The 17576-nt window shown below is 73.1% G+C and carries 18 protein-coding genes; 15 read left to right on the forward strand and 3 right to left on the reverse strand.

Annotated features, from left to right (window positions below):
* Positions 1 to 257: 257 nt before the first annotated feature.
* Positions 258 to 668, reverse strand: a complete 411-nt coding sequence (locus AB1673_15735) for a DUF5318 family protein (GenBank protein MEW6155414.1) — start codon at positions 666 to 668, stop codon at positions 258 to 260.
* 147 nt (positions 669 to 815) lie between these two features.
* Between AB1673_15735 and AB1673_15740 the strand changes: the two genes are divergently transcribed.
* The 4 genes from AB1673_15740 (at position 816) to AB1673_15755 (ending at position 3637) form a co-directional block, all read left to right on the forward strand.
* Positions 816 to 1496 carry a PadR family transcriptional regulator gene (locus AB1673_15740; protein MEW6155415.1) on the forward strand — a complete coding sequence of 227 codons (681 nt, stop codon included), beginning with the start codon at positions 816 to 818 and terminating at the stop codon, positions 1494 to 1496.
* Complete coding sequence (locus AB1673_15745; GenBank protein ID MEW6155416.1) at positions 1493 to 2593, forward strand: inositol-3-phosphate synthase; 1101 nt, start codon at positions 1493 to 1495, stop codon at positions 2591 to 2593. The genes AB1673_15740 and AB1673_15745 overlap by 4 nt, the downstream gene beginning before the upstream one ends.
* Before the next feature lie 157 nt (positions 2594 to 2750).
* Positions 2751 to 3464, forward strand: coding sequence for a class I SAM-dependent methyltransferase (locus AB1673_15750; GenBank protein MEW6155417.1), 714 nt, complete (start codon positions 2751 to 2753; stop codon positions 3462 to 3464).
* A complete protein-coding gene (locus AB1673_15755) occupies positions 3464 to 3637 on the forward strand; it encodes a hypothetical protein (protein MEW6155418.1) in 174 nt (57 codons plus the stop codon). The genes AB1673_15750 and AB1673_15755 overlap by 1 nt, the downstream gene beginning before the upstream one ends.
* 18 nt (positions 3638 to 3655) lie before the next feature.
* On the opposite strand, the gene AB1673_15760 is transcribed toward AB1673_15755, so the two are convergent.
* Together AB1673_15760 and AB1673_15765 are read right to left on the reverse strand one after the other, a co-directional pair.
* The gene (locus AB1673_15760) at positions 3656 to 5038 is read right to left on the reverse strand and encodes a CCA tRNA nucleotidyltransferase (GenBank protein MEW6155419.1); all 1383 of its coding nucleotides are present in this window, start codon (positions 5036 to 5038) and stop codon (positions 3656 to 3658) included.
* Between the two features lie 9 nt (positions 5039 to 5047).
* The gene (locus AB1673_15765; GenBank protein MEW6155420.1) at positions 5048 to 6454 is read right to left on the reverse strand and encodes an AAA family ATPase; all 1407 of its coding nucleotides are present in this window, start codon (positions 6452 to 6454) and stop codon (positions 5048 to 5050) included.
* Between the two features lie 226 nt (positions 6455 to 6680).
* On the opposite strand from AB1673_15765, the gene AB1673_15770 reads away from it, so the two are divergent.
* The 11 genes from AB1673_15770 (at position 6681) to AB1673_15820 (ending at position 17552) form a co-directional block, all read left to right on the forward strand.
* On the forward strand, positions 6681 to 6977 hold the full coding sequence (locus tag AB1673_15770; protein MEW6155421.1) for a hypothetical protein: 297 nt from the start codon (positions 6681 to 6683) through the stop codon (positions 6975 to 6977).
* Positions 6978 to 6995: 18 nt separating this feature from the next.
* A complete protein-coding gene (locus AB1673_15775; GenBank protein MEW6155422.1) occupies positions 6996 to 7919 on the forward strand; it encodes a hypothetical protein in 924 nt (307 codons plus the stop codon).
* Positions 7920 to 8276: 357 nt separating this feature from the next.
* Positions 8277 to 8942 (forward strand): glycosyltransferase family 2 protein, encoded by a 666-nt coding sequence (locus tag AB1673_15780; protein ID MEW6155423.1) that lies wholly within the window; start codon positions 8277 to 8279, stop codon positions 8940 to 8942.
* A gap of 10 nt (positions 8943 to 8952) precedes the next feature.
* On the forward strand, positions 8953 to 10017 hold the full coding sequence (locus AB1673_15785) for a glycosyltransferase family 4 protein (protein MEW6155424.1): 1065 nt from the start codon (positions 8953 to 8955) through the stop codon (positions 10015 to 10017).
* A complete protein-coding gene (locus AB1673_15790; GenBank protein MEW6155425.1) occupies positions 10014 to 10967 on the forward strand; it encodes a glycosyltransferase family 2 protein in 954 nt (317 codons plus the stop codon). Before AB1673_15785 ends, AB1673_15790 begins: the two co-directional genes overlap by 4 nt.
* 94 nt (positions 10968 to 11061) lie before the next feature.
* Positions 11062 to 12399: a teichoic acid transporter gene (locus AB1673_15795; GenBank protein ID MEW6155426.1), complete on the forward strand. Its 1338-nt coding sequence runs from the start codon at positions 11062 to 11064 to the stop codon at positions 12397 to 12399.
* Complete coding sequence (locus AB1673_15800; GenBank protein MEW6155427.1) at positions 12396 to 14192, forward strand: hypothetical protein; 1797 nt, start codon at positions 12396 to 12398, stop codon at positions 14190 to 14192. The genes AB1673_15795 and AB1673_15800 overlap by 4 nt, the downstream gene beginning before the upstream one ends.
* On the forward strand, positions 14189 to 14704 hold the full coding sequence (locus tag AB1673_15805) for a hypothetical protein (protein MEW6155428.1): 516 nt from the start codon (positions 14189 to 14191) through the stop codon (positions 14702 to 14704). The genes AB1673_15800 and AB1673_15805 overlap by 4 nt, the downstream gene beginning before the upstream one ends.
* A complete protein-coding gene (locus AB1673_15810) occupies positions 14673 to 14921 on the forward strand; it encodes a hypothetical protein (protein MEW6155429.1) in 249 nt (82 codons plus the stop codon). Before AB1673_15805 ends, AB1673_15810 begins: the two co-directional genes overlap by 32 nt.
* Entirely contained in the window at positions 14921 to 15859 is a 939-nt protein-coding gene (locus AB1673_15815; protein MEW6155430.1) for a CPBP family intramembrane glutamic endopeptidase, read from the forward strand. Before AB1673_15810 ends, AB1673_15815 begins: the two co-directional genes overlap by 1 nt.
* Positions 15860 to 15917: 58 nt before the next feature.
* Positions 15918 to 17552, forward strand: a complete 1635-nt coding sequence (locus AB1673_15820) for a glycosyltransferase (protein ID MEW6155431.1) — start codon at positions 15918 to 15920, stop codon at positions 17550 to 17552.
* Positions 17553 to 17576 lie beyond the last annotated feature (24 nt).

Here is a 17576-nt window from a genome sequence, read left to right on the forward strand (position 1 = left end):
CTTGGCGCTCGGCGCCGGGGCTGGGCGATGGCGCCCTCCTACCCGGGGACGCGTGTGCGGGCGGGCGGGCCACCCCGTTTCGGCCCGCGACTTGGCCCTGCGGTGGGCGCCGGGGACCGGGCCGGCCCACAGTGGGCGGGCCGGGGGGCGGCTTGGCCGCACGCGTCCGCGACGGTGGGGCCGCGGACGGGCCCACCGTCACCGACGACATCCCGAGATGGTCGTAGCGGCGCAAGACGGCCGCAGCCTATCCGGAGCTATCTGGACCGGTCCGCCCCGCCCAGCACGAAGGTACGCAGGAGGTGGTTCCATGCGCATGAAGGGCACACCTCGACCACGTAGCAGGCGCACTGGGACTGGCGCCGGCTGAGGCGGTCGAGCTCCTTGGCGGTGGTCACACAGCGCCCGTGAGCGGGCAGCCGGGAACCGAAGACGAACGACACGAGCACGACGTTCGACTCCTCGCAGATCGGGCACAGCTGCTCGCTGGCCCGGCCACAGTTGGTGGCCGCCCGCATCAGCTCGGGTTGGGCGTCGCACAGGTCGAGGCGGCTGAGCCGGCCCCGCTTGAACTCGTCGACGGCGTGCTTGCGGACCAGCCGGTAGTCGATCTGGCCCAAGCCGGCCGCGGGACCGGCCCCCCGGATCGACTCGGGCCTCAAGCTCACGCCGAACAGGGTAGACCGGCCCGGTCGCGCGCCGGACGGCGCCTCCGGTTGACCATCGGCCGGCTGCCGGGCATACTCGTACCGATATATCGGTTCGATATATCGGTACACGCATTTCGTCGCCGACCGAGAGGACCGCGGGAAGACTTGATCGAACTGGCCATCCTCGGCCTCCTGAAGGAGTCCGACCTCCACGGCTACGAGCTGAAGAAGCGGCTCGTGGAGGCACTCGGGCCGTTCTCGAGCGTGTCGTTCGGCTCCCTCTACCCGGCTCTGGCCCGCCTCCAGCGGGCCGGCGCGGTCGAGACGTCGGAGCCACCGGTGCCCGGGCCCCAAAGCCCCGGGGCGGAGCCATCCGGCGCGCCCGTGCCCATGACCGGCTCCATCGCCGGGGAGGCCGCCGCCTACCGGGCCCGGCGGGCCACCTCCTCGGCCCGGCGCACCGAACCGCGCTCGTCGCGGGTCCGCAAGGTCTACCGGATCACCGAGCACGGCCAAGCGCTGTTCGAGGAACTGCTGGCGGCCGACACCACCAGCGCCGACACGACCAAGGCGTTCAACCTCAAACTCGCCTTCTGTCGCTACATGCGCCCCGAAGCCCGGCTGGTGCTGCTGGAGCGACGCCGGGCCCAACTGGTGGAGCAGCTCGCCCGCTACCGCAGCAGCGGCCGCCGGCGCGAGCGCATGGACACCTACACGAGATCGCTGATGGAACACGACACCGAGGCGACCGAGCGCGACATCTCCTGGCTGGACTCGCTCATCGCCTCCGAGAAGCAGAGGGCGGCCGCCCCGGCCGACCCCACCGGAAGGAGACAAGTCCCGTGAGCGCTAGCCCCCGAGGCGCAGCCCCGTCCAAGCCGATCCGCCTGGCCATCGCCGGCGTCGGCAACTGTGCCAGTTCCCTGGTCCAGGGCATCGAGTACTACCGGTCGGCCGATCCGGCCGAGACCGTTCCCGGCCTCATGCACGTGGTGCTCGGCGGCTACCACGTAGGTGACGTCGAGGTGGTGGCCGCCTTCGACGTCGACGCCGCCAAAGTCGGCCTCGACATCGGCAAGGCCATCTTCTCGGGCCAGAACAACACCGTGCGCTTCGCCCCCGTGGGCGAGCTGGGCGTGGAGGTGCTGCGGGGCCCGACCTTCGACGGTCTCGGCCACTACTACCGCCAGACCATCGAGGAGTCGCTGTCGGAGCCCGTCGACGTGGCCGAGGCCCTGCGCCGGAGCGGGGCCGAGGTGCTGGTCTCATACCTGCCGGTCGGGTCCGAGGATGCCCAGAAGCACTACGCCCAGGCCTGCCTCGACGCCGGGGTGGCCTTCGTCAACGCCATCCCCGTGTTCATCGCCTCCGATCCCGAATGGGCTCAGCGGTTCACCGACGCCGGCGTCCCCATCATCGGCGACGACATCAAGAGCCAGGTGGGGTCGACGATCGTGCACCGTATGCTGGCCCGCCTCTTCGAGGACCGGGGCCTGGTGCTCGACCGCACCTACCAGCTCAACGTGGGCGGCAACATGGACTTCAAGAACATGCTCGAGCGCGACCGTCTGATCTCAAAGAAGATCTCCAAGACCCAGGCCGTGACCAGCCAGATAGACAACGGGATCGCGGCCGACGACGTGCACATCGGCCCGTCCGACCACGTGCCGTGGCTGGAGGACCGCAAGTGGGCCTTCATCCGCCTCGAAGGGCGTAACTTCGGCGACGTGCCCCTCAACCTCGAGCTCAAGCTCGAGGTGTGGGACTCACCCAACTCCGCGGGCGTGATCATCGACGCCGTCCGCTGCGCCCGCCTGGCCCTCGACCGGGGCGTCGGCGGTCCCCTTCTGGCCCCTTCGGCCTACTTCATGAAGTCTCCCCCTGTGCAGTACCACGACGATGTAGCTCATCGTATGGTGGAGGAGTTCATCGGGCAAGGTTGAGGGTATGCGTGCGGTGACGGTCGAAGTGCCCGAGCACTTCCTCGAAGACCGTCGCCGTCTCGGCCACGACCGCCGGGGGGCGAGATGTGGGAGGACCCTCGGCTGACGAGAGGCGGCTGGGCCGACCCCGGGGCGCCGGCTGGGGCATGATTCGGTCGTGGCCGCCGGTTGGAACCGCCAGCTCCAGGACCTGGGCGAGCAGCCCACGGTCGTTCGTTACGGGCCGGACACGGCCACCGAGGCTGAGCTGCGCCTGCTGGGCAACGTGGCCAACAAGCGGGTGCTCGACCTCGGGTGCGGCACCGGCCAGGCCGCGCTGGCCTTCGCCCAGCAAGGGGCGCACGCCATCGGCCACGACCCCTCGGCCGAGGCCCTGCACGCGGCCAAGCGGCGGGCCGAGCGCGAAGGGCTGCGGGTGGAGTGGCACCAAGGTGACCTGGCCGACCTCGCCTTCCAGCGGGCCGACAGCGTCGACATCGTGTTCTCGGCCTGGGCCTTCGGCGGGGTGGCCGACCTCAGCCGCGTGTTCCGCCAGGTGCACCGGGTGTTGAAGGAGGGCGCGCCTCTGGTGTTCTCCATCCCCCACCCGGTCTACGACCTCATCGACGACGACCACCCCGATCAGCCGCTCCTGGTGCGCCGCTCCTACTTCGACCGCTCGCCGGTCGACGAGTCGGCCGAGCCCCCCTTCGGACAGCACCACCACACGATGGGCGACCTGTTCATGGGGCTCAGCCGCAACAACTTCCGGGTGGACGCCATCATCGAGCCCGAGTCGGGCCCCGGGGACGGGCACAGCCCGTGGTGGCGGGAGGCGTTCCTGTGGCTACCGCGTACCCTCGTGGTGCGCGCCCGCAAGGAGGGGATCTGATGGCCGACACCCTGTACGTGAAGTGCAAAGGCTGTTACCAGGTCTTCGCCGTCCCCGACCAGATGACGCCCGCCGAGTTCGCGGCCTCGCCTATGCCCACGACCTCCATCCCCTGCCCCCACTGCCGCATCCGCCGCCCCTACGACAAAGGCGACTACTTCTTCGACGACTAGAGGTCCCCTGCGGGCGGGTCAGGATGGCTGGTTGGCCGACCACCAGGCGTCGAGGCGGCGGTAAGCCTCGTCCTCGCCCAAGGGGCCGTGCTCCATGCGCAGGTCGAGCAGGTGGGCCAGGGCACGGCCCACGACGGGGCCCGGTCCCACGCCCAGGTGCTCCATGACCTGGCGGCCGTCGAGGTCGGGGCGGATGGCGTCGAGCTCCTCCTGCTGGCGGAGCTGGGCGATGCGGTCCTCCAGCCGGTCCATGCGCTCGGCCAGCCGGCGGGCCTTGGCCGCGTTGCGGGTCGTGCAGTCGCAGCGGGTCAGCTCGTTGAGCCTCTCCAGCAGCGGCCCGGCGTCGCGTGCGTAGCGGCGGACGGCCGAGTCGGTCCAGATCTCGTCGCCGTAGCCGTGGAACCGCAGGTGCAGCTCCACGAGGCGCCGCACGGCCTCGATCTCCTCCACGGGGTAACGCAGCGCCCGCATGCGCTTCTCGGCCATGCGGGCGCCCACGACCTCGTGGTGGTGGAAGGTCACCCCCTCGGGCCCGAAGGCCCGGGTACGGGGCTTTCCGACGTCGTGCAGGAGCGCGGCCAGGCGCAGGACCTTGTCGGGCCGGGTCTTTTCCACGACCGCGATCGTGTGAGCCAGCACGTCCTTGTGACGGTGTACGGGGTCCTGCTCCAAGGCGAGGGCGGGCAACTCGGGCAGGAACTGGTCGGCCAGGCCGGTATCGACGAGGAACCACAGGCCCGGCCCGGGCTCGTCGACGACCAGGAGCTTGTCGAGCTCGTCGCGGATGCGCTCGGCGGAGACGATCGACAGGCGGTCGGCCATGGCCACCACGGCCTTGACCAGTTCAGCGCTGGCCTCGAGGCCGTAGCCGGCGATGAACCGGGCGGCCCGGAGCATGCGCAGGGGGTCGTCGCTGAAGGACTCCTCGGGCGCCAGCGGGGTGCGCAGGCGGCGGGCGGCCAGGTCGGCGATCCCACCGTGGGGGTCGATGAGCTCCATGGCGGGCAGGGCCAGGGCCATGGCGTTGACCGTGAAGTCCCGCCGGGACAGGTCGGGCTCGACGGCGTCGGAGAACTGCACGTCGGGCTTGCGCGAGCCGGGTTGGTAGGCCTCGGCCCGGTGAGTGGTGATCTCGTAGCGCCGGCCCCCCTTGATGGCCCCGATGGTGCCGAACCGCTTGCCCTGCAGCCACACGGCGTCGGCCCAGCCTCCCAGCACGCTCTCGATGTCGTCGGGGCGGGCGTCGGTGGTGAAGTCGAGATCGGAGAGGTCGAGAGCGCGGTCCAAGATGGCGTCGCGCACGCTCCCCCCCACCAGGTAGAGCCGGTAGCCGGCGCGCCCGAACCGCTCGGCCAGCGGCGCGACCTCGTCCAGCAGCTCCTTGAACCTCTCGGGGACCACGAGGTGAGGTTAGGAGGCGGCGGCGGGGATGTCGGCCGCCTCCAGCGTCACGAGCACGTCGTCGCTGGGCTCGGCCTCGTCCACCACCCGGGAGGCGTGGCGGGCCACGGCCGCCTCGAACAGGTTGCGGACGACCCGGCCGTTCCCGAAGCCGTGGGTGCGGGGTTGGCTGGCCAGGTAGGCCAGCACCCGGTCTCGGGCCTCGGGGGTGGGCGAGTAGTGGTTCTTGGCGCACATGAGGTCGAAGATGCCCAGCAGCTCGGCGTCGCTGTAGTCCTCGAAGTAGATCGTCTTGGGGAACCGTGAGCGCAGGCCGGGGTTGGCGTCGAGGAACTCGGTCATCTCCTCGGGGTAACCGGCCACGATCAGCACGACGTCGCCCCGGTGGTCCTCCATGTACTTGACGATCATGTCGATGGCTTCGTGGCCGAAGTCCCGCTCGTTGCCCCGCACCAGGGCGTGGGCTTCGTCTATGAGCAGCACGCCTCCCATGGCCGCCTTGAAGACCTCCTTGACCTTGATCGAGGTCTGGCCCACGTACCCGGCCACCAAGCCGGCCCTGTCGGTCTCGATCAGGTGGCCCTTGTCGACGACCCCGAGGGTCCGGTAGATCTGGGCGATCAGCCGGGCCACGGTGGTCTTGCCCGTGCCCGGGTTGCCGGTGAAGACCAGGTGGCGGCTCTGGTCGACCACGGGCAGCCCCCGCTCCTGGCGCAGCTTCTGCACCCGGATGAGGTCGGCCACCAGCTTGACCTCGGCCTTGACGGCGGCCAGGCCCACCAGCTCGTCGAGCTCGGCCAGCAGCTCCTCCAAGGGCCGGGGCGGCTCGGGAGGCTCAGGGGTCTCGGGTTGGGCGTCGGTGGCCTCCAGGACGGCGGGGCCGGGCGTGGGGCTGGTGGTCGCGGGCGCACTGCCGGGCCGGGGTAGGCCGGCACCGTCCATGGCCGCCAGCAAGGTGGAGCGGAACCGCTCCACGGCGGCCAGCTCGGCGTGGCTGGCCACCGGGGACAGCGAGACGACGGCGGTGGCGATGTCGAGGGCCAGCCGGTGGTAGTCCCACGTGTGGGTCGTCCCCCGGGCGGCGTCGGCCCGCAGCAACAGGGCGAACAAGGCCGAGGGGTGGTCCACGAACGTCCGCTTGCCTCCCAGTAGGCCGGCCAGCCGCAGGCCCATGGGGCTGGCCGCCCGGGCCACGGTGTCGAAACGGCGGGCGAAGACGCCGATGAAGGCCCACAGCTCGTCGTCGGTCAGCGTCCCGTCCGAGTCCATCACGGCGGCCGCCACGTTGAACGCCTCCAGAGCCACGTCCGCGGGGAGCTTCTCGCTCTGGACACGCAGCTCGCCGGCCAGCCCGACGAGAACGGGCGCGATCGTCCCCACGAACTCGTCGACCGGCCGTAACAGCGGGTTGGCCACCGGGGCTACTGAGGGGAGACTGCGCGGCCCTGAGCAGCCGGGCGGGGGCGGGACATCTCTCGGAGCCTACCGACGCGGTGCGGGCCAGTCGCCGGGCGTTTAGGGTCGGGCCATCGAACGGAGCTTCCGGGAGGCGGCCCAGCGGCAGCTGGGGGAACCGGTCGAGGCGGCCGCGCGCTTCCGCCCGAGCCCGCCCGAGACCGGTGGGCGGGGCGACTGGATCTCGATGGTCATGGGGGCGGTGTCGGTGGTCATGGCCCGGCGTGACAGCGACTTGCCCCGCCAGGTGGTGGTGGCTGTCACGGCCGGCCGGGTGACCTTGTTCGCGCTGTCGCGCGCCGGCAACGGCCTCGGCCCCGACGTGGCCTCGTGGGACCGCACCTACGTGAAGGCCAGCGCCGAGCGCACCGCCCGGGGCTGGGAGCTGTGGGTGCAGCCCCCCGGGGACCGCGCCGGCTTCGAGCTGCGCGCCCCCACCGGCCCGGCCACCGACGCCGTGGTGACCGCCCTGGCCCGGGCCTGACCCCGCTACCGTCGGGGCGTGCCGGAGGGGCCAGTGGGCGACGAGGTCGTGCCCGACGCGGGCGGCAGCGGGGCCGCGGGTGGAGGTGCGGGCGCCGGGCCTGAGGTCCGCCCGGCCGACCGGCCCCTCCTCCTCGACGAGCTGAGCCACCACCTACGCCAGTTCCAGCTCCTCTACGACTCGGGCGACGCCGCCACCGACCGCTTCCTCAACCAGCTCGGAGGGTCGGGGCGGGTGGAGAGGGAGATGGTCAGGGAGCTGGCCGCCACCCGGCCCATCGCCTTCCCCGACCGCCTGCAGGAGGCCCACTCGGTGACCATGCGGGCCTTGGAGGTGTTGGCCCGCAACGGTTCCCGCCACCCCAGCCAGCTCCGGATGGGCCCGCTCACAGGCGTCACCCGGTTCTTCGTGCAGAAGGTGATCCAGTTCATCGTCCGCAAGTACCAGTCCCAGGTCATCGACTCGCTGCGCGACCTCTACTCCCGGCGGCTGGGCTGGGTGCCCGTGGGCGACCCCAGCCGGCTCACCCTGGTGCGCGCCCGCCTCGACGTGGAGCGGTCGATGCCCGCTTTCAAGAAGAACGCCGGTGGCATCCCCGCCTTCCTGGTCGGCGGGGCGGCCGTCTCCTCGCTCACTCAGGGGATCCGCAGCGGGGCCAGCGCGGCCGCCGGGTCGCGCACGGGGTTCATCGTGGCTTTCATCGCCGGTTCGGTCCTGCTGGGAGCGGCGTCGTGGACGATCCTGCGGGGAGCGGCCATCGCCCGGCGCCGGGTGCAGCTCACGATGGACCGTCCCCTGGCCGCTCTGTGGGAGACAATCGGATGGTGCGGGAGACCGCCACGTGACTCCTCCAGACCGTTCGCCATCATCGCCATCGCCCTGACCGTCCTGGGTTGGCTGCTGCTCCCCCTTGGGGTCGTCGTCCTCCTGACGATCTTCTGACCGGCGCCCGGGCGGGGGCCGCGAAACTTTCGAGGCGACGGGGGTTGAAACCGGGTTTGCCGCCGGACGAGGCGGGGGTAGAGGGCCGGACGGAACAACCCGGGCACGGGAGTTCCGCGCGGGAAGGGAGCGGGTTTGCAGGCGCTCCCTGCAGCTCATGCCGTACCGCTCCGATCACGGAGCGAAGCCGTACGAGGAAGCTCAGGAGGCCCCCCGAACATGGTCACAGAACTCGTGGCGCGCGCCGATGGCGCGGCCCACCCGGCGGGCAGCAACCGGAGGTACCGATCGGCGGCCGGCGAGCACGTAGTGGCCCCTGGCCCCGACGGGCCGAGCGGGGCGGCGGTGAGGCCGGCGGTGAGCGTGGTGATCCCCACCTACAACGAGGCCCAGAACCTCCCCCACGTGCTCCCCCGCATCCCCGCCAGCGTCGACGAGGTGATCGTCGTCGACGGCCACTCGCGTGACCAGACGGTCGAGGTGGCCCGGCGCTACCGGCCCGACGCGCGCATCATCCACCAGGAGGGCAGGGGCAAAGGTGACGCCCTGGCCTGCGGGTTCGCGCAGGCCACGGGCGACATCATCGTGATGCTCGACGCCGACGGGTCGACCGACCCCACCGAGATCCCCCGCTTCGTGGCCACGCTGCTCACCGGGGCGGAGTACGTCAAGGGTTCCCGGTTCATCACCGGGGGCGGCAGCGCGGACATCACCCCCCTGCGCCGGGCCGGCAACCGGGCACTGTCGCGCACCGTCAACCTGCTCTTCGGCACGAACTACAGCGACCTCTGCTACGGGTACACGGCGTTCTGGCGGGACTGCCTGCGGGGCCTGCGGGTCGACTGCCCGGGCTTCGAGGTGGAGACCCTCATGAACGTGCGGGCGGCCCGGGCCGGGCTGCGAGTGGCCGAGGTCCCGAGCTACGAGCAAGCCCGGATCCACGGGTCCAGCAACCTCAACGCCCGCCGGGACGGCATCCGGGTGCTGCGCACGATCGTCGCCGAACGGGTCCGTCCTTCCTGAACCCGGCCCCATGAAGATCTGGCATCTCAACCTGACGCGCGCCCGCCTGCGGGTGGACGGCATCGGTGCCGCCGTCCGCCGGCTGGCCCAGGCCCAGGAGGACACCGGTGCGGACGTGAGCGTGTACGGAGGTGGCCCGGCCACCCTCGAAGTGCTGCGAGGTCGCCTGGCCAGCCCGGCCGGCCGGCCCGACGTCGTGCACTTCCACTCGGTGTTCCGGCCGCTGCACGCTCTGGCCGCGGGAAGGCTCAGACGGATGGGGGTGCCATATGTGGTATCGCCTCACTCGGGCTACGCCCGCGAGTCCCTGGACCGCAGGCGGGTGCTGAAGTCGGCGTACGCCATCGCGGTAGAACGAGCCTTCCTGCAAAGGGCCGCGGGCGCCAGTTGCCTCACCGAGCTGGAGCGGGCCGACCTGGCGGCCTTCGCCCCCCGCTTGGCCGGCCTCGCGGCCGTGATCCCCAACCCGGTGGGGCCACTGGCCGTACCCCGGGACGCGGCCGGCCCGGGCCGGGACCGGGCACTGGTCGTGACCCTGTGCCGCTACGACGTCCGCCAGAAGGGGCTCGACCGCCTGGCCGGCATCGCCCGCCACTGCCCGGACGCGGACTTCGCCGTCTACGGCGAGCAGGACAAGAACGGCCGCGCCCTCACCGACCGGCTGCGGCGCACGTCGCCTCCGAACTTCTCGCTGTGCCCGCCCGTGTTCGGGTTGGCCAAGGCCCGGGTGCTGGGGAGCGCCGACCTGTTCGCCCTCACGTCGAGGTGGGAGGGCCTGTCCATGTCGCTGGCCGAGGCCATGTCCGCGGCCGTGCCCTGTGCCGTCTCGACGTCGGTCGGCTGCGCCCTGCCCTTCGCGGCCGGCGGGCTCGGGCTGGTGCTCGACGACGACCCGGCCCGGGCCGCCCGCCAGGTGGAAGAGGCGCTGGCCGATCCCGGGCGCCTCGAAGCCTGGGGGCGGGCGGGGGCCGGGTACGCAGCCCGCACCTTCGACCCCCAGGTGGTCGGGGCCCGGTCCCTGGAGCTCTACCGCTCGGTACTGGCCCCGGTGGGGATGGGGGCGGGCCGGAGATGAAGGGCTCGCCCGCGGGCGACGTATCGGTGGTCATCTGCACCTACGACGAGGCCCGCTGGGCCGCCCTGGTGCGGGCCGTGACCTCGGTCGTCCACGCCCGCCCCGGCCCCGGCGAGGTGACAGTGGTCGTGGACCACAACCCGGCGCTGCTCGAACGGGTGGGAGCCGAACTGCCCGTGACCCGGGCGGTGGCCAACTGCGGGCCCCGGGGCCTGTCAGGCGCCCGCAACCGCGGCATCGCGGCCACCCGGGGGCCGGTGGTGGCCTTCCTCGACGACGACGCCGTGGCCGACCCCGACTGGCTGGTGCGGCTGGCCGCCCCCTACCGCGAGCCCGAGGTGGTGGCCGTCGGGGGGCGCGCCCTGCCCGCCTGGGAGGACGCCCGGCCCCGGTGGTGGCCCGAGGAGTTCGACTGGGTGGTGGGGTGCAGCTACCGGGGGATGCCCCAAGGACGCCAGAGCGTCCGCAACCTGACGGGCTGCAACATGAGCTTCCGGCGGGGCGTCTTCGACGCCGTCGGGACCTTCACCCCGGGGATCGGCCGCCTGGGGACCAAGCCTGTGGGGTGTGAGGAGACAGAGTTGTGCATCCGGGTCAACCAGCGGTGGCCAGGGGCGCGCATCGTCTACGAACCCGACGCCGTCGTGCACCACGAGGTGCCGGCCGCCCGGTCCTCGTGGGCCTACTTCCGCCGGCGGTGCTTCGCCGAAGGGCAGTCCAAGGCCATGGTGGCAGCCGCCCGGGGCCAGGACGCGGCCCTGGCCACCGAGCGGGGTTACGTGGTCCGCACCCTGCCCGCGGGCATGGCCCGGTCGTTGGCGGCGGCCGCCACCGAACGGCGCATCGAGTGCCTGGGCCGGGCCGCGTCGATCGCCGCCGGGGTGGCCGTGGCCGGGGCGGGCTACGCCCACGGCACATGGCAGCACCGAGCCGGGAGCGGCCCCCGGTGAGCGCCCGCTCGACAGGGCGCGGCCCGGGAGAAGGGCCGGGCCAGGTAGCCGGCCGAGGGCGCGAGCTGGGCGTGCGGGCGGCCAGGAGGGGCCCGTGAGCGCCGGTCCCATGCCTACACCGCGGACGGCCGTCGGTCCCGCCCCCGTCCGGCCGGGGGCCGCGGGCCCGGCCGGTGGCACCGCCCTGCTGCGCAACGGCTACGCCCTGATGGCCAACACGGCCGTCACGGCCGTGCTCGGGCTGGGGTACTGGGTGCTGGCCGCCCGCCTGTTCCCACCCAGCGCAGTGGGGGCCGGTTCGGCAGCCGTGTCCGCCCTGCTGTTCGTGGCCGGCGTCTCCCAGCTCAACCTCATGGGAGCCATCACCCGCTTCCTACCCGTGGCCGGGCGTCACAGCGCGGCCCTCCTGGGCGGGGCCTACGCCACCGCGGCGGCAGCCGCGGTGGTCCTGGGCACGGCCGCCGTGGCCACCGCCCGGTGGTGGGCGCCGGCCGACAGCCCCCTTCTGGCCAGCCCCTGGTTCGGGGCCGCCTTCGTGGGAGCGGCGGTGGCCTGGTGCCTCTTCGTCATCCAGGACAGCGCCCTGACGGCCGTGGGCCGGGCCGTGTGGGTGCCGGTGGAGAACGGCCTGTTCGGCCTGGCCAAGCTCGGCCTCCTGGTGGGGCTGGCTGGGGGCTCGGCGGCCGCCGTGTTCGCCTCGTGGACGCTCCCGGCGGCCATCGCCGTGGTCCCGGTCACCTGGCTGCTCTTCGGCCGGCTGATCCCCGCTCACGCGGCCGCCCAACCGGCCACGACACCACTGCTCTCGCCTCGGGCCCTGGCCCGCTTCGTGGGCGGCGACTACGCGGGGTCCGTGTTCGCCCAGGCCCTGCTCACCCTGATGCCCCTGCTCGTCGTGGCCCTGCTGGGCTCGGTCGAAGGGGCCCGGTTCTACGTGCCGTGGGTGATCGTGACGACCATCGACCTCCTGGCCGGCAACCTGGCCACGTCGCTGATCGTGGAGTCGGCCCGCGACGAAGGGCGCCTGGCCGAGATGGCGGCCACCGTCGTACGGCGGGCGCTGTCGCTGGTCGTCCCCTTGGCCGCGGTCACCGTCGTACTGGCCCCCCTGGTCCTCGTCCCCTTCGGGGCCGGGTACGCCAGCGAGAGTGCCACCACCCTGCGCCTGCTGGGGCTGGCCACGGTCCCCCGTGCCCTGTCCACCCTCTACGTGGGTGTCTGCCGCGCCCAGCGTCGGGTGGGCTGCATCGCCGCCGTCCAGGCCGGTCAGGCCGTGCTCGTGCTGGGGGCGGCGGCCGTACTCGTGCCCGCCGCCGGCCTGGCCGGGGCGGGGGCTGCCAGCCTCGTGGGCCAAGTGGTGGTCGCCCTGTTCGTCGTCCCCCGCCTGCTGGAGGCCACTCGGGCACGACCCCTCGAGGCGGCGGACCAGTGAGCACGACGACGCTGGCCCGGACGGCCGCGGACGCCCCCCGCCCCCCCGGTCCCCAACCCCGGACCGGGCCCGCACCGCTGGTCGCCCTGGGCGTGGCGACCGCCCTGTGGCTGTGGTCGCTGCCCAGAGTCGACCTCGGCGGGCTCACCGACATCGGGCTGGTGTCGGCCCTTCCCCTGAGCTTCTTCGCGGCAGTGGCCGTGCTGACCGCCGGGTTCTTCACCGAGCTGGGCCGAGGCGAGCCTCGTGCCCGGTTGCTGTGGGCCTACCTGGTGGCCGCTGTGGTGTTCCTCCACGGCGTGGTGTCGGTCGTGGAAGCCGTCCCCCGCTTCCCCACGTCGTGGATCCACGCCGGGTTCACCGATCACATCGCCGAGCACAACGCCACGCTCCCGCTGCTCGACGCCCGCTTCAGCTGGCCCGGGTTCTTCACGGCCGCCGCCCTGGTAGAACGGGTGGCCGGTCTCGACAGCGCCCTGTGGTTCGTGCGCTGGTCGCCGGTCGTGTTCAACCTGGTGGCCCTGGCCCCGGTGGCCATCCTCGTGAGGGTGGCCGACGCCGAGCCCCGGGCCCACTGGACGGCGCTGTGGACCTTCTGCGTGGCCAACTGGGTGGGCCAGGACTACTTCTCACCCCAGGCCCTCAACTTCGTCCTCTACGCCGTGATCCTGGCCGTGCTGCTCACCTGGTTCCGCCCGACCGACACCGGCAGGGCACCGTGGCTGCCCGGCACCGGGTCACTGGAGGTACCGGTGCAGCCGGCCGGGCCGGGGACGAGAGCCGCCCTGGTGGTCGTTGTCCTGGCCGCCTTCGCGGCCAGCGTGGTGTCCCACCAGCTCACGCCCTTCGCCCTGGTGGCCGCCACCGCGGCGCTCGTCCTGGGCCAGCGCTGCGTGCTCCGGCTCCTGCCCGTGCTGTTCCTGGCCGGTGCCCTGGCCTGGCTCAGCTTCGCGGCCGAGCCCTACTGGCGGGGCCACTTGGCCGATGTCACCGGAGGCATAGGGCGCATCACCGGGGCCATCCAGTCGGGGGTGGGCCAGCGCCTGGCCGGCAACGACGGGCACGTGTTCGTGATCCGCCTTCGGGTGGTGGCCGCCCTGGCCCTGTGGGCCGTGGCCCTGGTGGGCGCCGTACGGTCCTACCGGCGGCGGCGCCGGGTCCCGTGGCCGCACCTGCTGCTCATGGCCGCCCCGTTCTCGCTGGTGGCCCTGCAGAGCTACGGGGGCGAGATCATGCTGCGGGTCTACCTGCTGGCCCTGCCCTTCGCCGCCCTGCTGGCTGCCCTGGCCTTCTTCCCCGAGAAGCTGGCCCCGGGCACGCGGCCGGGCCGGGGCACGATGGCCGTGGCCGCGGCGGCCAGCGGGGCCATGGCCCTGTCCTTCCTCGTCGTCCGCTACGGCAACGAGCGGTTCGAGTCGTTCACCCAGGACGAGGTGGCGGCCGTCGAGTGGGTGTACGAGAACGCGCCGCCCCGGAGCCGAGTGGTGGCCCTCAACTCGTCGCTGCCGTGGCGCCATCGCGACATCGACACGTACTCCTACATCGGCTCGGTGCCGGCCAACCACCTCGACGAGGCCCACGAGGTGCTCGATTACATGACCACCGACGACGGCCGACCCGGTTACCTGCTCATCACCCGGAGCCAGGAGGCCCACGGCGAGCTCATCGAGGGGCGGCCCCCGGGTTGGACGGCCGAGGTCGAACACCTGCTGGCGTCCACCGGCGAGACGGTCGTGGCCTTCCGCAACCGGGACGCGGTGGTCATCCACCACCCCGGGGGGGTGTCCCCATGACGGGCCGGCCCAAGTCCGGTGGGCCCGGGGGCGGGTGGTTCGCGGCCGGTTCGCGGGTGGCAGCCGGTCCGCGGGTGGCGGGCGGTCCGCGGGTGGCGGGCGGTCCGCGGGTGGCGGGCGGTCCGTTCGCGGCCGGGTCGTTTGCGGCCGGCCTGGCTGTGCTGGCCATGTACCAGTCCGGCACTGGGGGCACGGTCCGGCCGGTCCTGGTCACGGCCTTCTTCGCCTGCGGGCCGGGGGCGGCCGTGGTCGCCCGCCTGCGCGTGGCCGACCCGCTCATGGCCGTGTCCGTGGCGCTGGCCGTGAGCGTGGCGGTGACCATGGCCGTGGCCCAGGCCATGGTGTGGACGGGCTGGTCCTCGTCCCCGGCGGCCGTGCTCGTGGTCCTGGCTTTCATGGCGGTGGTGATGGGCGTGCCCGCCCGCCGGCCGCCGGGGGCCGCCCCCGGTCCCGGCCCCGCTCCCGAGGAGGAGGTGGACAGTGAGCTCACTGCTCGACAGTTCGGCGATTGAGTACTTCGCCGCCAGCCCCGTCCGGACCGTCTCGGTCACGGCCGGGTTGCTGATCGGCACGGTCCTGCTCGTCCTGCTGGCCCAGCGCGAGGTGCTGGGCGCGGCTCGCGGTGAGCACGGCCCGGGCCGGCTGCGGGCGGCCGACGCCGTCTCCCTGCCGCTGTTCGTGGCCTTCGTGGCCGTCGTCGTCGTCCGCTTCGACCAGCTCAGCCTGTGATGAAGGTCGCGCCCTCCACCCAGGGCTCCGGGGCCAAGGCCGGTCAGGCCGCCGGGCCCTGGGCCATCGGCGGACTGGGGCTGCTGCTGGGCCTGGTCGGGGCCGAACTGGTCACCGCCTTCGTGTCGGTGCCCGCGGGCGCCGCCGTGCACGCCGTGCTCGTCCTCGCGGCCGTGAACGTGGCCGCCTTCGCCCGTCCTGCCACCCGGGGACTGTCGGGCCGGTCGCCGTGGGGCGGGAACGGAGAGGTGGCCGTCGTCGTCGCCCTGATCGGGGCCATGCGCCTGGTGACCCTCACCGTCCCCGTCGGGCCCGGGGCCCCCGGCTTTCGGGCCGTCGTGCTGGGCGCCCCCGTCTTGGCCGCCGGCCTGCTCCTCGCCCGCCACGTACCCGGGCTCACACCCTGGGCGGCCGGCGCGGGCCGGCGCGGGCCGTCCCGGGCCAACGCACAGCCGCGGGGGGCGGGGCGGGGAGCGGTCGTGTTGCGGGAGCCGCCGTGGGCGCTGGCCGGGGCCGTCCGGTCAGACGCCGCCTACCGGGACAGGGCGGTCTGGGCGCCGGTCTTGGCCGGGCTGGCGGCCGGGGCGCTGGCCGGGGCGGGACGCGATCAGTTCACGTTCGCCACCGAGGCCGGGTTCGTGGCCGCCGCCCTGGCTCTGATCGCGTTCGCGGCCGTCACCGAAGAAGTGCTCTTCCGCCGGCTCCTGCTGGCTTGCGCCCAGCGGGCCTGGGGCGCTCGGGCCGCCCTCGCCCTGGCGACCGTGGCCTTCACAGCCGTCTACGTGCCCAGCCGGTCGGCGTCGGCCGTGGTGGCGGCCGCAGGCGCCGGGTTGGTCTTCGGGTGGGCCTACCAGCGATCAGGTTCGGTCCTCGGCCCGGCCTTGGGCCACTCGCTGGCGACCGTGGGGGCCGTGCTCGTCTGGCCGGTGGTGCTGTGACCGCGTCCGCCGTCCGTTGTCCGGTCGATGCCCCGCCTGGGGTGGTCAGGGGCCAGCCATGAGGACCCAGTCGGCCGATGTCGCCGTCACCCGCCAGCGGGTGTTCCGGTGGTGGGACCTACCCATCTACACCGGGCTCACCGTGCTCGCCGGGTGGACCGGGCTGTGGGCCTTCCGGTCATGGTCGGCCGACGCGGTATGGGCTGAGCGGCCGGCGGTGGGGGTGGTCATTACCGCCCTGGCGGCCGTCGGGCTGGCCATGTACGGCGCCCGCTGGCTGCTCCTCCCCCTCATGCGCCGGCCCGTCCACCGGCCCCCGTCGCCCGGGCTCAAGGTCGGAGTGGCCACCACCTTCGTCCCCGGCTCGGAGCCGATCGAGATGCTCGCGCTCACGGTCGAGGCTCTGGTGGCCATGGACTACCCCCACGAGACGTGGGTCCTCGACGAGGGCGACGCGCCCGAGGTCCGGGCCCTGTGCCGGCGCCTCGGTGCCCACCACTTCACCCGCCGGCACCACCCGGGTTACCAGTGCGCCCAAGGGCCCTTCGAGGCCCGCACCAAGCACGGCAACTACAACGCCTGGTTGGAGGAAGAGGCCTACGACCGCTACGACGTGATCGTCAACTTCGACCCCGACCACATCCCCGAGACCCATTTCCTCGAACGGGTGCTCGGGTACTTCGATGATCCCGGGATCGGCTACGTGCAGGCCGCCCAGGTGTACTACAACCAGTCCGCCGGCTTCGTGGCCCGGGGCGCGGCCGAGGAGACCTACGCCTACTACTCGTCGACCCAGATGACGAGCTACGCCCTCGGGTACCCCATCGTCACCGGGTGCCACACCGCCCACCGCACGGTTGCCCTGCGCGACGTCGGGGGCTTCGCCCCCCACGAGGCCGACGACCTGCTGGTGACCGTCTACTACCGGGCCACCCGGTGGAGGGGCGTCTACGTTCCCGAGACCCTGGCCCAGGGGCTCGTGCCCGTTGACTGGCCCGGTTACCTGCGCCAGCAGCGCCGGTGGGCCCGGTCGGTGCTCGACGTGAAGTTCCGCTGGTACCCCAAGGTGGCTTCCCGCCTGGGACGGGTCGAGCGGGTGGTGGGCTTCTGCCACGGCCTCCACTACCTGAGCGGGCTGGGAACGGCCTTCGGCATCGGGCTGCTGGCCTACCTGCTGGTCACCGGGGCCCCGGCTGGCGCCTTCTCGGGGGCGGTGATGACCAAGGCCCTGGCCCTGGTGGCCGTGCTCCAGGCCTGCGAGCTCTACCGCCAGCGGTTCTTCCTCAACCCCAGGGTCGAGGCCGGGCTCCACCTGCGCTCGGGCGTGCTGCGCTTCGCCAAGTGGCCTTACGTGGTGCTGGCGTTGGCCGACGTGGTCCGCAGCCGCCACCACGCCTACCTGATCACCCGCAAGACCCGGGGCCGCGACGGCTACCTGTTGGTGGGGCCTCACCTGGCCTCGGCCGCCTTCATGGCCGCCGCCTGGGCCGCAGGATCGGCCCGGGGGGTGGGCCGCAGCGCCGTGCTGGTGGTGGGCGCGGCTGTGTTCGTGGCCATGAGCGTGGTCCTGGCCGCCAGTGAGCTGAAAGAGCCGCCGGAGTCCTTCGACCCCGAGCTGGCCGGGCGGCGGCCCCGCGTCGGTCCCGGCCAGCGCCAGCACGGCCGGCTCGGCCGTCCCGCGGGGGCCCGGTGAACGCCCCGGGCGCCCGCGGGCGGG

The organism is Actinomycetota bacterium, from assembly GCA_040754375.1.
Lineage (GTDB): Bacteria > Actinomycetota > Acidimicrobiia > Acidimicrobiales > AC-14 > JBFMCT01.

Coding starts and splice junctions, on each gene's coding strand:
- AB1673_15815 (MEW6155430.1), top strand. CDS start 14,921: ATGAAGGTCGCGCCCTCCACCCAGGGCTCCGGGGCCAAGGCCGGTCAG.
- AB1673_15785 (MEW6155424.1), top strand. CDS start 8,953: ATGAAGATCTGGCATCTCAACCTGACGCGCGCCCGCCTGCGGGTGGAC.
- AB1673_15770 (MEW6155421.1), top strand. CDS start 6,681: ATGGTCATGGGGGCGGTGTCGGTGGTCATGGCCCGGCGTGACAGCGAC.
- AB1673_15820 (MEW6155431.1), top strand. CDS start 15,918: ATGAGGACCCAGTCGGCCGATGTCGCCGTCACCCGCCAGCGGGTGTTC.
- AB1673_15755 (MEW6155418.1), top strand. CDS start 3,464: ATGGCCGACACCCTGTACGTGAAGTGCAAAGGCTGTTACCAGGTCTTC.
- AB1673_15805 (MEW6155428.1), top strand. CDS start 14,189: ATGACGGGCCGGCCCAAGTCCGGTGGGCCCGGGGGCGGGTGGTTCGCG.
- AB1673_15790 (MEW6155425.1), top strand. CDS start 10,014: ATGAAGGGCTCGCCCGCGGGCGACGTATCGGTGGTCATCTGCACCTAC.